General features: G+C 47.3%; 12 protein-coding genes and 1 tRNA gene. 7 read left to right on the forward strand and 6 right to left on the reverse strand.

All coding sequences use genetic code 11. The annotated features are described in order from the left end of the window. Nucleotides 1-638 precede the first annotated feature (638 nt). Nucleotides 639-710: transfer RNA gene (locus RIB93_RS18815), tRNA-Thr, on the reverse strand. A gap of 190 nt (nucleotides 711-900) precedes the next feature. Between RIB93_RS18815 and RIB93_RS18820 the strand changes: the two genes are divergently transcribed. Both RIB93_RS18820 and RIB93_RS18825 read left to right on the forward strand, forming a co-directional pair. Further along, entirely contained in the window at nucleotides 901-1,200 is a 300-nt protein-coding gene (locus RIB93_RS18820) for a DUF3493 domain-containing protein (RefSeq protein WP_446374466.1), read from the forward strand. Nucleotides 1,201-1,376: 176 nt separating this feature from the next. Then, complete coding sequence (locus RIB93_RS18825; RefSeq protein ID WP_446374468.1) at nucleotides 1,377-2,129, forward strand: FHA domain-containing protein; 753 nt, start codon at nucleotides 1,377-1,379, stop codon at nucleotides 2,127-2,129. A 162-nt stretch (nucleotides 2,130-2,291) separates the two neighbouring features. On the opposite strand, the gene recA is transcribed toward RIB93_RS18825, so the two are convergent. After that, complete coding sequence (gene recA, locus RIB93_RS18830; protein ID WP_446374470.1) at nucleotides 2,292-3,377, reverse strand: recombinase RecA; 1,086 nt, start codon at nucleotides 3,375-3,377, stop codon at nucleotides 2,292-2,294. A gap of 331 nt (nucleotides 3,378-3,708) precedes the next feature. On the opposite strand from recA, the gene xseA reads away from it, so the two are divergent. Further along, nucleotides 3,709-4,935 (forward strand): exodeoxyribonuclease VII large subunit, encoded by a 1,227-nt coding sequence (gene xseA / locus RIB93_RS18835; RefSeq protein WP_446374472.1) that lies wholly within the window; start codon nucleotides 3,709-3,711, stop codon nucleotides 4,933-4,935. A 154-nt stretch (nucleotides 4,936-5,089) separates the two neighbouring features. Here xseA and RIB93_RS18840 read toward each other — a convergent pair whose 3' ends face one another. The 3 genes from RIB93_RS18840 to murC form a co-directional block, all read right to left on the reverse strand. Beyond that, nucleotides 5,090-5,434 carry a YbaB/EbfC family nucleoid-associated protein gene (locus RIB93_RS18840; RefSeq protein ID WP_006099386.1) on the reverse strand — a complete coding sequence of 115 codons (345 nt, stop codon included), beginning with the start codon at nucleotides 5,432-5,434 and terminating at the stop codon, nucleotides 5,090-5,092. Nucleotides 5,435-5,517: 83 nt separating this feature from the next. Further along, nucleotides 5,518-6,492 carry a UDP-N-acetylmuramate dehydrogenase gene (gene murB / locus RIB93_RS18845; RefSeq protein ID WP_446374474.1) on the reverse strand — a complete coding sequence of 325 codons (975 nt, stop codon included), beginning with the start codon at nucleotides 6,490-6,492 and terminating at the stop codon, nucleotides 5,518-5,520. Between the two features lie 85 nt (nucleotides 6,493-6,577). Next, complete coding sequence (gene murC, locus RIB93_RS18850; RefSeq protein ID WP_446374476.1) at nucleotides 6,578-8,116, reverse strand: UDP-N-acetylmuramate--L-alanine ligase; 1,539 nt, start codon at nucleotides 8,114-8,116, stop codon at nucleotides 6,578-6,580. A 572-nt stretch (nucleotides 8,117-8,688) separates the two neighbouring features. Between murC and RIB93_RS18855 the strand changes: the two genes are divergently transcribed. Together RIB93_RS18855 and RIB93_RS18860 are read left to right on the forward strand one after the other, a co-directional pair. Continuing rightward, nucleotides 8,689-9,705: a type I glyceraldehyde-3-phosphate dehydrogenase gene (locus tag RIB93_RS18855; protein ID WP_446374478.1), complete on the forward strand. Its 1,017-nt coding sequence runs from the start codon at nucleotides 8,689-8,691 to the stop codon at nucleotides 9,703-9,705. 527 nt (nucleotides 9,706-10,232) lie between these two features. Then, nucleotides 10,233-10,541 (forward strand): hypothetical protein, encoded by a 309-nt coding sequence (locus tag RIB93_RS18860; RefSeq protein ID WP_446358941.1) that lies wholly within the window; start codon nucleotides 10,233-10,235, stop codon nucleotides 10,539-10,541. An 83-nt stretch (nucleotides 10,542-10,624) separates the two neighbouring features. Here RIB93_RS18860 and RIB93_RS18865 read toward each other — a convergent pair whose 3' ends face one another. Further along, a complete protein-coding gene (locus tag RIB93_RS18865) occupies nucleotides 10,625-11,311 on the reverse strand; it encodes a hypothetical protein (RefSeq protein WP_446374480.1) in 687 nt (228 codons plus the stop codon). Between the two features lie 114 nt (nucleotides 11,312-11,425). Between RIB93_RS18865 and RIB93_RS18870 the strand changes: the two genes are divergently transcribed. Beyond that, a complete protein-coding gene (locus RIB93_RS18870) occupies nucleotides 11,426-12,361 on the forward strand; it encodes a metallophosphoesterase (protein WP_446374481.1) in 936 nt (311 codons plus the stop codon). A gap of 259 nt (nucleotides 12,362-12,620) precedes the next feature. Continuing rightward, nucleotides 12,621-13,139, forward strand: coding sequence for a hypothetical protein (locus RIB93_RS18875; protein WP_446374483.1), 519 nt, complete (start codon nucleotides 12,621-12,623; stop codon nucleotides 13,137-13,139). Nucleotides 13,140-13,150: the final 11 nt, after the last annotated feature.

Consider the following 13,150-nt stretch of genomic DNA (forward strand, 5'->3'; position numbering starts at 1 on the left):
TAAGAAAATCTTAAATATACATGGGTACAAATTGAGAGGAGTAATTGGCTCAAACGCTTACATAGTCGGGGTTTCGACTTCTATCACCAATCGGGATGGGGGGAACTTCAGCTTAATACAGACAGACAGATCCCCGACTTCTTGGAGAAGTCGGGGATCTTGCTTAGACAACAGTTGTTCTTTTCGACTCTAAGGATGCCAATTGCTGTTCGAGTTCGGTGATGCGATCGCGTAACACCTGCCAATAGCACTTGATCGGGTCGTCGTTTAAGGTTCTGCTACTATCAGATTTCTATTTTTCCGCAAGTCCCTAGGTGAGTAGCGACGCGGTAATACTGAGTTCTATCCGAATATAGGCGATCAACTGGCTGACTGACAAAAGCAGTCTGTGCAAGTCAGGACAAGAAAGGGTTTGAGCGCTTAGAGTTTCAACGACCATCCCGGCTAGGGAATTGAACTAACTTTCGTGCTTAGAGTGGATTGTAAAGAAGCATTCAATTTGTCACTTGGCAATCGCTTCTGCATTTTGAGTGATATGTTGTCAAATGATACTAAGGCGTAAAGACGACACATAATTTGTCAAGACGACACTAATCTGACAACGGTGACAAATAATCTGTCAATCGACACCTAGTTTAAGCCGATGAGCGGATTTGAACCGCTGACCGTTCGATTACGAATCGAATGCTCTACCACTGAGCTACACCGGCATCACTTGACTACTATAGCAAGCTTTAGCGCCAATAACGGCATCTTTTTTCTTCTATGGCATGAACCCTGTGAGCCAATCACTCCAAAGATACCTTTGTTTATATTAAAGCAAGGTTTCGCATATTTTACTGCCCAAGGTGGGGATAGGCATGTCACCATTAAGCTAGAGAGGTATGATCAACGAAACTCATGACCCATTCAACCCCAAACAATCGCCAGCCCCAGTCAAAACCCAAATCGCGACAGATGAGTCCGGAAAAATACGCTCGACTGAAAGCTGAGGCAAAAGCGCCCTACCGAGGACTGAGAAAATTTATCTATGTGGCATTTGCAGCCTCTGGCTTTATTGGAGGACTTGTTTTCCTGGCACAGTTAATTGCAGGTCGAGAAGTGGCGACAGCATTTCCCAATCTGGCGCTACAAGCTGGCATCGTCGCCCTAATGATTTGGCTATTTCGCCTAGAACAACGGGCAGAGCGTAAGCCATAGGTTAAGATTGGCTTGAACTCGACAGATATCTGAATTAGGCAACAGCCAACCTGCCTCTTTTAATCCCCAGGTAAAATTTCTAACGCTGTAGAGTTCATCCGAAACGATAGACCAATCCGAATGTTAAAGTTCCCATCAATGGGTATTAGGTTGTTTAGGAATTGTCGGCTCGTTTTATGGAAATCGAACAACGATTGGGTCTATACCAGGTTTTCCTGAAGCTATACGAGTATCATCGGGGTCTACTCGATGAAATCCTCCAGCTTGAAAAAACGGGACATAAAACGTTCTCGAGTCGAACAGTTCGCTTTGTCACGGGTATTGTTCAAAGTCAGCGACCTTGTCTGATGACCAATCTGGTAGAGGGAAAAACCCAAACCCTGTTTCAGCCTCAGGGAATTTGGACTATCGGTCGCGATCGCCAATTAGCCATATCGATTCCAGATCCCCACTTATCCCGTCATCATGCGGCGATTTACTATCTGCCAAACAAAGGATATTACCTCGTCGATTTTAAAAGCACGAATGGCACCTATGTCAACGGTGAACCTGTCCACGGGCATATATCGCTTAAGGATGGCGATTGCATTCGACTCAGTACCCTTGCATTTTACTTTTTCCTCTGCAACGACACCCAAAAGCTCAACCCCGCCTCTCCAGAAATTATCGCCAAACTGAAAGCCTCCAAAGCGTCTTCCTCTGTAGAAGCTTCCTCATCCTCAAAACGAAAAGCCCCAGATGAAGATTTGGAGTTACCTGCAAAAGCCAAAGCCTCTGAAGGGGACTATCACAAAGGGACATCACAATTTTTGCAAGAACTATCGAAGTTAGAAGAATTATCTGGAGAACCCGCTTTACCTAAATTAAATTCCCATCAACGCGCAGAAATTTTAGACCGATTTTTCAGTCGGCAAATTCCCAATCCCTAAGTAGGGCTTGCCGAATACATGTTGTGATGAGGATAGGAAACGGGGAACAGGGAACGGGAAAGATTGGAGTACGAGCGAAACGTTCATTTTAGCTGTGCCACGCCAGTAGGGTGCGTTACGCTTCGCTAACGCACCCTTGATCAAGGTTTTGAGGGATTCAGCTTAATCTTCCTCAAAATTTTCTTGTTCTTCCTCTTGCTCCTCGTTTTCGTCGGGGTTGATGGAATTCGCTGACACCATAGCTCCCATATCAAGCTGTTCGCGCACTTGTTGTTCAATAGTCGCGGCAATTTCAGGATTCTCTTCAATATACCTGACACTATTGTCACGACCTTGGGCAATATTTTCGCCGTTGTAGCTATACCAAGCTCCCTTGCGGTTAATCACCCCGGTTTGTTCAGCCAAGTCAACTAAACATCCTAACCGGGAAATCCCATGTCCGAAGATAATGTCAAACTCAGCAATTCGGAAGGGTGGTGCAACTTTATTCTTTGCTACCTTGACCTTAGCGCGAATTCCATATTCCCCTTCGCTGGCTTTCTTGAGCGTTTGAATCCGGCGAATGTCTAAGCGGACTGAACAATAAAACTTTAGAGCATTACCGCCTGTTGTGACTTCTGGAGAGCCGTAGGTGATACCAATTTTTTGTCGCAACTGATTGAGGAAAATGACGGTGCAGCCTGATTTGCCAATATTTCCAGCAATTTTGCGTAGCGCCTTACTCATCAAACGCGCCTGTAATCCCACTTGGGTATCGCCCATTTCACCTTCAATTTCTGCACGAGGCACCAAGGCGGCTACCGAGTCAATCACAACAATATCCACAGCCGCCGATCGCACTAGCTGATCGACGATTTCCAGAGCGGATTCACCACTATCCGGTTGAGATACTAAAAGGTTAGCAATGTCAACCCCTAACGCTGATGAGTAGGTAGGGTCGAGAGCATGTTCAGCGTCTACAAATGCGGCTACTCCACCAGACTTTTGCACTTCTGCGACGGCGTGCAAGGCGAGAGTCGTCTTTCCAGAACTTTCTGGTCCGTAAATCTCGATAACCCGTCCTTTGGGCAAGCCACCACCCAAGGCTAAATCTAGAGTAATTGCACCACTGGAGATGGTTTCCACCTTCATACGGGTGGCATCTCCCAAGCGCATAATCGAACCTTTGCCAAAGGTACGCTCAATCTGGTTGAGTACCAAGTTCAGGGCTTTTTCCTTTTCGGGACTGTTGGTGATTTGGGTAGCCATGGATGCCTCAAGAACTGTTATTGAAATGGACTGAGAATTAGTGCAGAAAGTTGGCTCTATTTTAACGCCGACTGCCTTTTGAGATTAATGTGACCTGATTGTTGGAACCAAATCACACAAATGCTAATTTGTCAATGCCAGGAAATTTTTCATCAACGCCAAAATTTTGCCAAACTGTTACTGTGTTTTGATCCCAACTCTTGGACTGGAGAGAGACATTTGACAGCATTTCCTCTCCCCTAGTATAGAACACAGGTACTACTATAGCACTGTTGGGTCAATCAGCAAGTTCGAGGGAGCAGGGGATCATATAGTTAAGGACAAATGACAAATGACAAATGATAATTCATCGCTTCCAGAGGGAACTCTGTCGGTTGCTGGGTTAACCGACTATATTCAGGATCTGTTAGAGCAGGATACCCAACTCCAGAAGGTTTGGGTAATTGGAGAAGTCTCTAGTGCCAACCGCCATCGGAGTGGTATGTTTTTCACCCTGCGAGATTTAGAGGGTAAGGCATCGATTCAGTGCGTGGTGTGGAACTCTGTGCTAAGTAAGCTGGTGCAACTCCCCCAATCCGGAGAACAGTTGATTGCTTTAGGCAGTATCCGGATTTATCCGCAACGGGGACAATACCAGCTTATGGTTTGGCAGGCGTTACCGGGAGGAGAGGGGTTAAAGGCGCTGCGCTACAACCAACTTCGCCAACGATTGGAGGCTGAAGGATTATTCGATGCCCAAAACAAGCGCCCCCTACCAACGCATCCCCAAACCATCGCGGTAGTCACTTCACCCCAAGCCGCCGCTTGGGGAGATATTCAGCGCACCCTTCGACAACGGTATCCGGGGTTATCTGTGTTGTTTTCTCCGGCACAAGTGCAAGGGGATTTGGCACCCGAATCGATTGTGGCAGCGATTGAGCGAGTTGAGCGAGACGGGAGGGCTGAGTTGGTGATTCTGTCGCGAGGGGGTGGCGCATCGGAGGATTTGGTTGGCTTTGATGATGAGCGAGTGGTGAGAGCGATCGCGAACTGTTCGATTCCTGTCTTAACAGGAATTGGTCATCAACGGGATGAATCCTTAGCCGATTTAGTGGCTGATTGTTGCGCTCATACACCTACAGCCGCTGCTGAACGAGCCGTGCCAGAGTTGGCAACTCTGATTAGGGAACATCAGCAGCGTCAGGAGGCGTTACATGAGGCAGTAACTCATCATTTGGATACCTGCCGCAACCAATTACACCAACTCAGGAATCGTCTCCAACGCTTACCCCTTAACCGACAGCTACAGCAGGAACAACATGCGATCGCGCAGCAGCGACAGCGATTATTTAATAGCACATCTTGGCGCATAAATCAAGCCACTCAACATTGTCAATTTCTGGGGCAAAAGTTAGCCACCCTTGACCCAGCCAATGTTTTAAAACGAGGGTATGCGGTGGTGCGGACTGAACAAGGAAAAATTGCTCGGAATGTGGCGAGTCTTGTTCCTGGAGAAGAATTACAGATTCAATTAGCTGAGGGACAAGTTACCGTTAAAGTCACAGAAATTACTAAGTAGGTGGGGACAACTAAAGTTAACGGTGGAGAGTGTCCTTAGTCCTTAGTCCTTAGTCATTCGTCATTGGCATTCGACCAATGACAATCAGAGCAGAACTGGGATGTGCTGTCTTTGATGGATGACATGACTCTCATTCCCAGTTCTACAGATAAGGTTACATCCCTGGCAGATTTAGCCCACTGGTGAGTTCTTCCATACGTTCTCTCATGGTCGTGGTTGATTTATCATAAGCATCTTTCATGGCGGCTGTAACCGTTTCTGATAGGGTTTCGGCTCCCTGAGCGATCGCGTCTGGAGCAATTTCGACGCGCAGGGGTTCCTGATTCCCACTCATAAACACCTTAACCATACCATCACTAGAGGAGCCTTCAATTTCCATTTGCTCCAATTCTTCTTGAAGCTGTTTTGCTCCTTGTTGTACCTCTTGGGCTTTTTTGAATGCTTCGGCAAGTTCTTTCATCTTGCCTAAACCGAAGCCGAATCCTTGTCCTTTGGTCATAACGTATTGACTGTCTCTCAAGTTGGACGGGTTTATCGTTGCTAAGTCTTAATCTTAGTACCGCTTCGGTCAATGCGACATCTTTAGACCGCCTGAAACCGTCCTAAGATTTTCACTTCTGGCTCTAAGGAGAGCGACCAATGCTGCTCGACTTGCTGCTGCACATAACGAATCAGTTGGAAGATATCGCTGGCTTTAGCACCGCCACAGTTCAAGATAAAGTTAGCATGGCGTTCTGCCACTTGAGCGCCACCAATTTGATAGCCTTTCAAACCCAATTGCTCGATCAGCCAACCCGCAGCGTGGGGTTCGGGATTGCGGAAAACACTGCCACAACTGGGTAAGTGATAGGGTTGAGCATCACGGCGTTGCTTTAAATGGTGAGTTGTTGTCGCTCGAACCTGTTTGGGATCAGCGCCTGGTTGCAACTGAAACGTTGCCTGAGTCACGAAGCGATTCCCCCCTTGTAGGATAGATGTGCGATAGCGAAAGTCCAACTCTTGAGGCGTGAGTTGCTCCACGACTCCGTTGGGTGAAATGGTTTCCACACTCACCAACAGATCCGCCGCACAACTTTGATGGGCACCGGCATTCATCACCACAGCGCCCCCCACAGTTCCCGGAATACCTACCGCCCATTCCAACCCTTGCCAACCGTGATTAGCGGCAAGCCATGCTAAACGGGCGATTGGTTCTCCAGCTCCCACGGTGACTTGACCCGTATCCGGGTCAAAGTAGGTAGAACGGAGATGACGAGTGCAGACGACTAAGCCGGACAACCCACAATCGCTAACCAGTAGATTAGAACCCGCCCCTAACAAGGTTATGGGTAATCCCTGCAAATCTGCCCATTCAAAACTGGCGAGCAGATCCTCGACCCGTCGGGGTGCCACATACCACTCGGCGGGACCCCCCACGCGAAAGGATGTCAAACTCGCTAAAGACACCTGAGAACGGAGGATGCAGTCAGTTCCAGGCAAGTAAAGCTTAGGCTTGTCAGAGGTTTTCTGACACAGTGGCGCGTTAGCAACGCCGGGAGAATAGGATGACAAGGTCATATCAATACAGGTCAAAAGAATGCCGATGGATTTTAGCCAGTGGAAGTGGACACACCCAATCGGGTGCGGCTGGGGTTAACCAACCTTAGACGGTTTGACTCAATTCAGTCGAATTCTCAGGTGTCGCCGTCTGGTAGGACTCTATAACCTGGGGAATAATCTGATTCAAATTTCCCGCACCGAGAAAGATAGCCAAATCTCCGGGTTGCAGGATTTGGGCGAGGAGTTGGGAGACTTCATCTAAGGTTGGTTGGTAGTAGACCCGCTCATGGTGAGCCGCGATCGCGGCTCGCACTTGTTCTCCTGTAATTTGTCCAACACCGGCTTCGCCTGCGCTATAAATGTCTGTGACCACGACGAGATCAGCATCGCCAAATGATTTAGCAAAGTCTGACAAAAATGTCAAGGTTCGACTATAGCGATGGGGCTGAAAAATGGCAACAATACGGCGTGATAATTCAACCTGTAAGCGAGCCGCCGCTAGGGTTGCCTGAATTTCACTGGGATGGTGAGCGTAGTCATCGACAAAGGTAATCCCTTTGCACTCACCCCGAACCTCAAAGCGGCGCTTGGCACCTTCAAAGGTGGCGAGGGCGGAGGCGATCGCGTCAAACTCTAGTCCCAGGTGTCGTCCTACTGCCACAACAGCTAAGGCGTTGCTGAGATTGTGTTGACCTAACAAACTCAGTTGCAGCGTACCCAACACCTGATCGCCTTCCCAAATTCTCGCCGTGATGCCTTCTGCCTGATAAACAATGCGATCCACGCTGTAGTCAGCTCCGGCTGTGCGTTGTAGGCTATAGCTGATTGTGGGGGTGAAATGCGATCGCAATGTCTGGCAATCAATACAGCCCACGATGGTTTGACAGCGATCGGCAAAAATCTTGAAGGTTTCGATAACTTGGTCGAGATTCTGGTAATGGTCGGGGTGATCCAGTTCAATATTGGTAATCACACCAATTTCCGGAGCCAGCTTGGCTAACGATCCGTCTGATTCATCTGCTTCAGCCACCAGAAAGGGACTTTGACCCAGACGCGCATTCCCTTGCCAAGCATCCACTTCTCCCCCAACCACGATAGTCGGATCTAGACCCGTTTTCAGCAGCAGGTATCCCATTAAACTGCTGGTTGTGGTTTTGCCGTGAGTTCCAGCAACGGCAATGCTTCGGTAGTCTTGCATCAACGCCGCCAGTAAGTCGGAGCGATGAAAAATTGGGTAGCCGCCTTCTACAGCCGCTTTGTACTCTGAATTGATTGGATTAATCGCACTCGAACAGATGACTTGGGGTAAGCAGGAGGCAAGATGGTCTTCCCTAACGCCGTTGCGGTTTGAGGGGACGACAATTTTTTTGCCCGTGGGTTCCGGTTCAATCGCCGTTGCTGATGCGCCCTGATAAGTGGAGACATTCGTTTCTCTAAAAAATTCCAAATTGGTTGCCTTCTGGTCTCTAAACAGATGAGCGCCGACAGCTTGCAACCGCTGAGTAATCGGCGTCGAACGAATATCAGACCCAGATACAGGGAGGTTGCGTTTGGCTAGAACGTAAGCCAGCGCTGACATACCAATTCCACCAATTCCGATGAAATGGAATGGCTTGCCACTAAGATCGACAATATTAGGCATCTTAACTCCTTACACACCACACCACACAAGCCTACTGTGCCAATAACACGCGCTATCATATCAAGAATTGATTTTTCAAGATATAGCAAAGGGTGGATTTATCAGATTTTCTTGGCAACAGACCCACTTCACTATAAATTGTGTTATTGCTCCAGTGGAGTTGACCACCGTGTTTGTACTGAAGTAACTTTTTCTATCTCCAGACGGTTTTTTATAATAAACAGCCTTCATTCTGGAGTTTCCGGAAAATTCAGCAGAACCCTAGAATTCCGACACTCGACATGGGGAAGCCTGTTCCAGACGTGCTAGGGCGCGTCGGGAAGAGACGATGAAATTAGAGATCGCTGCTAGCCGTATTGACATCTAACCACACTATACACCCCTAATCCAACAACTCATATTCTCAATTCAGATTCACCCAAACCCTTGGTTGGAAAGGCTTAGAGCAACATCTATGTCCGACGTTTTCCGATCCGTCCCTGAATCGGCATTTAGAATTTGTCCGGCTTTGCGATATGATTAGGTTCATAAAAAGTATATTTACTGAGCTTGAATACAGAGGGCAAGACGCAGTGATTAGAGTAGCGATCAACGGGTTCGGACGCATCGGACGTAATTTCGCCAGATGTTTACTGACTAGAGAAAATAGTCAGTTGGAGTTAGTGGGCATCAATGATACATCTGATCCCAAGACAAATGCTCATTTGCTTAAATATGACTCCATGCTAGGGACGCTCAAAGCCGACATTGGCTATGACGAAAATTCCCTAATCGTCAATGGTAAAACCATTAAGTGTGTATCGGATCGCAACCCCCTGAACTTGCCTTGGGGTGATTGGGGTATTGACCTAGTCATCGAATCGACCGGGGTGTTTGTCACCAGGGATGGTGCATCTAAGCATATAGCCGCCGGCGGCAAGAAAGTGCTGATTACGGCTCCAGGGAAAGGTGGTGACATCGGCACGTTTGTTGTTGGAGTGAATCATCACGACTACGAACACAGCAAGCATGACATTGTTAGCAATGCGAGTTGTACAACAAACTGTCTGGCTCCTGTGGTCAAAGTGATACATGAACACTTTGGCATCATTAAAGGAACCATGACCACGACCCACAGTTACACTGGGGATCAGCGGATTCTGGATGCGAGTCACCGTGATGTCCGTCGAGCAAGAGCAGCGGCGATCAATATTGTGCCAACCTCGACGGGAGCAGCTAAAGCTGTGGCTTTAGTTATTCCAGATATGCAGGGGAAATTGAATGGGATCGCGATGCGCGTACCTACCCCGAATGTATCGGTTGTGGATTTGGTGGCTCAAGTTGAGAAAAGCACCATTGCTGAGCAGGTAAACAAAGTCTTCAAAGAAGAGTCAGAAAACTCGCTTAAGGGCATTTTGGAATACAACGACTTACCGTTGGTGTCCTCAGACTACAAGGGACATGATGCTTCATCTATTGTCGATGCCAGTCTAACGATGGTAATGGGTGGTGATATGGTTAAAGTCATTGCTTGGTATGACAATGAGTGGGGCTATTCTCAGAGAGTTGTCGATTTGGCTGAGCATATAGCGGCACAGTGGGAAGGTTAAAGCAACAAAACTTTACCGCTTGGATGCAGCAACCTCTCAACGAGTTTATTGGCTGAAAATTCGGAGGGAAATAAAAGTGATGGAATTCCTCTGATTCTGGCTTCAGCAAAGCCTCAATAGAGTTATTGCTTGTTTATTAATACTCAGAGTCTGAACTCTGAGTATTTTTTTATCACGATCTGGCGACAATAAGCTGTCATGCATTTAAATTGGGTATTAGTAGCAAGCAAGATGCAAAGTCTGCGGCATGGCTTCGCTAAACGCACTACAAGGATTGCGCCCTCCCCCTCACCACAGCACTTATTCATTAGCTCCTAAGTAGGTGTAGCCCTTGGGGATGAGGCGAGAACATTGTCATGAAAAGCTAACAAAAAAACGGTGTCTCTGCCATTAGAAATAATCTGTACGATTAACTACATTTATGGTTAAAATAAAATAAATAATTAATTAAAGCTGCCCGCTTCAGCCAAATCTAAACAGGATTCCAGCTATCCCAAAACTGCATATATATTTGGAGAACACCGTCCATGCCCATTAAAATTCAAGTTGAGAGTAATCACTTCGAGGAAAAATGCCGTTGTAATTTGTGCGGTAACATTTTTTTCCCGCTAGAGGTGGTGGCAAGAGCGTATCGGGAATCCGGCGAATATGTTAGTGATGTTTGCCCGGAGTGCCTTGCCACTGGTACAGAGGGAATTAGTAACCGAATGCGCCAACGAGCAGACTACCTGCGATCGCTAGCGGTTGAGTTAGAACAACTGGCGAGAAGTGATATTGAATCCCCGAGTCTATCTCAATTCAATATTGCTAACCAGCTTGAGAAAGCCATGCGCTGATCTGCTCTTGATATAAAGTAGCATTTATGTGATATAGAGACGTAGCCTGATACGTCTCTATATCGTTAGTAGGCGGTGAAATTCTAACGCTGCCAAATGACTATCCCAGAACCGACTACCGGACTCCGCGCCAATAGACTTCCATCAGAATTAGTGATTTCCAGTTTGCTCAACTCCAAGTCTTGAGAGCGACGCCAAATTTCACTCGCTAATTGCTCTTGATCCTGTTCATCTAATTCATACCAGCCATCACTCACGGTGACAATCAGACGGTTCCCCTGAAAATTGGCTTGAATGGATTGAATCAGTCCATTAGCATACTGATCTGTAATTTCAGCCACTTGATCTTGAATCGCCGTAATCAGGCGTTGTTCTGGGGTAAGTTCTAGGGGAGAGGAATTAGATTCTGAAGTGTCTGCTCGTTCAGGTGCGGCTAATTCGGCAGGTGCAGGGATGGGTTCGGGTTTTACTTCTTTGGCTAACTGTGTTGGTGTCTCTGGCGTTAGTGCGACTGTCGTCACCATTATGACCACAATAAACGCCGCGATCGCGCCCGTCAATCCCCAATCCGATAGCTTTTGATTCCAAGCTTCAGGTAACAAAAAGCGGATTGCTGCCAAAATACCATCCCACACCTTCTCAACGGTTTCAAAGCTGGGATAGAGCCAATCCACCAGTTTAGACTGGCGAGTGGGTTCAGCCGTATTGGTTTCTTGAGTGGATTCATCTACCTCTATGGGTTCCTGAGGCTTATGCTGCTCTTTTGACATTTTTATTTCCCTACCCAGCAATGCCAATTGGCATAAAATGCGCTAGATTCTTCTTACAGAACGCTGCTCCTACAGCACAAATCTAGCATTTTTGCCCGTTTTTCTTCAGGATCTATGAGCCTCAAACGCCGTCAATTTCTGATTTTGAGTGGTATTAGTTGTTTCGGGACGATTGCCCTTGGCAGTAATCTTTTCGCCCGTCAAACGACTCAGACGAGTGATACCCATTCCCAGACTCCTGAACCAACCCCCTCGACGGATACCCAGAACGAATTAACTCATCCACCTCTGTTACGCTTTGTTTCCATTGCCGATACAGGTACAGGTGCAGCCGGACAATATGCGGTGGCAGAGGCGATGACGGCTTATTACCAACAGAATTCATACCAGTTGGTGATTATGGCAGGTGACAATATTTATAACAATGGGGAAATTAAAAAGGTAGAGGCTGTCTTTGAAAAACCCTATCAAGCCTTACTGGAAAAGGGGGTAAAATTTCACGCTTGTCTAGGAAACCATGACATCCGTACCGCCAATGGTGATCCCCAAGTTCGTTATCCGGGTTTCAATATGGAGGGACGATACTATACCTTTCGGCGGGAATCCGTCCAATTTTGGGCGCTAGATACAAACGCCAATGCGGATTGGCAACGTCAGTTACCCTGGTTAGAACAGGAACTTAGCCGCAGTGATGCGCCCTGGAAAATTGTCTTTGGTCATCATCCAATTTATTCATCGGGTCACTACGGATTGAATCAAGCCTTTATTGAAACCCTGACGCCTCTGTTTCAAAAATACGGCGTGCAACTCTATATTAATGGTCATGACCACAACTACGAACGGACTCTCCCGATTAATGGGACAACCTATTTAATTTGTGGTGCGGGTGCTGGAGTTCGCCCTGTCGGGCGTTCGTCATGGACTGCCCATTCCGCCTCAACGCTGAGTTTTGCCGCTTACGAGGTGTTTCGCGATCGCATCTTGGTTCGTGCTATTGATACAAAGGGTCAAATCTTTGATCAAGGGGTGATACCAGCACTGCTTGAATAAACTCTATTTAGATGTCGTTCCCCTTCTTCCCTTGTAGATCCCCCTCTTCCCTTTTTAGATCCCCCTTCCGTCCCCCTTTTTAAGCAGGAGAATTCAAAGCCTCTCTCCTTGCAGGAGAGAGGTTTGGAGAGAGGTTTTCCAGATCCCATGAAAAGTAAGATCTTCCCCATCTCCCTCATCTTCCCTACCCCCCTGCACCTTTGCCCATGGGATGATGTAGTATTGACACCTATTGGTGTGGGTGATCTACTCAATGCAGATGAAAAGCAAACTGATTCAGAAAATTATTGCCAGTGGACTTCTATTTGCGGCGTTGACTGCCCCAAGTCAACAAATTGTGCAAGCGCAAGAACGCTCAACCTTCCTGCTAAGGCTCAATTGTGTGGATACGGGGATCGGCAACTGGAGACGTCGAAGTGAAAACGTTGTAGTCAATAAAGCGGTTTACTCATCGCGATTTTATATGGGTTCGGGCGATACTCTGGCATCATTGACCTGTAGACTGCAACCCAATCGGGAGAATGTTAACTTTCAGACATTGCAATTAGGGTTTGGCATGCGCGATAACGACCAAGGTAGTCCCAGGGTTCTTGTTAATGTGTATATAGATGGGGTAAAGGCTGAATCTCGAACCGTTGCACCCGGAGGAGAACCCGCTTTCGTGTCCCTGGATGTGACCAACACGCAAAATGTTTCCCTGGAAGCTATCTGTAAGAGCAGATTTCAATATTGCGATCGCGTTTATTTCTGGGAAGCTTCACTAGGGATTGCTCCCTAAAGCGTCAGCAT

The organism is Coleofasciculus sp. D1-CHI-01 (genome assembly GCF_040218875.1).
Classification (GTDB): domain Bacteria; phylum Cyanobacteriota; class Cyanobacteriia; order Cyanobacteriales; family Coleofasciculaceae; genus Coleofasciculus.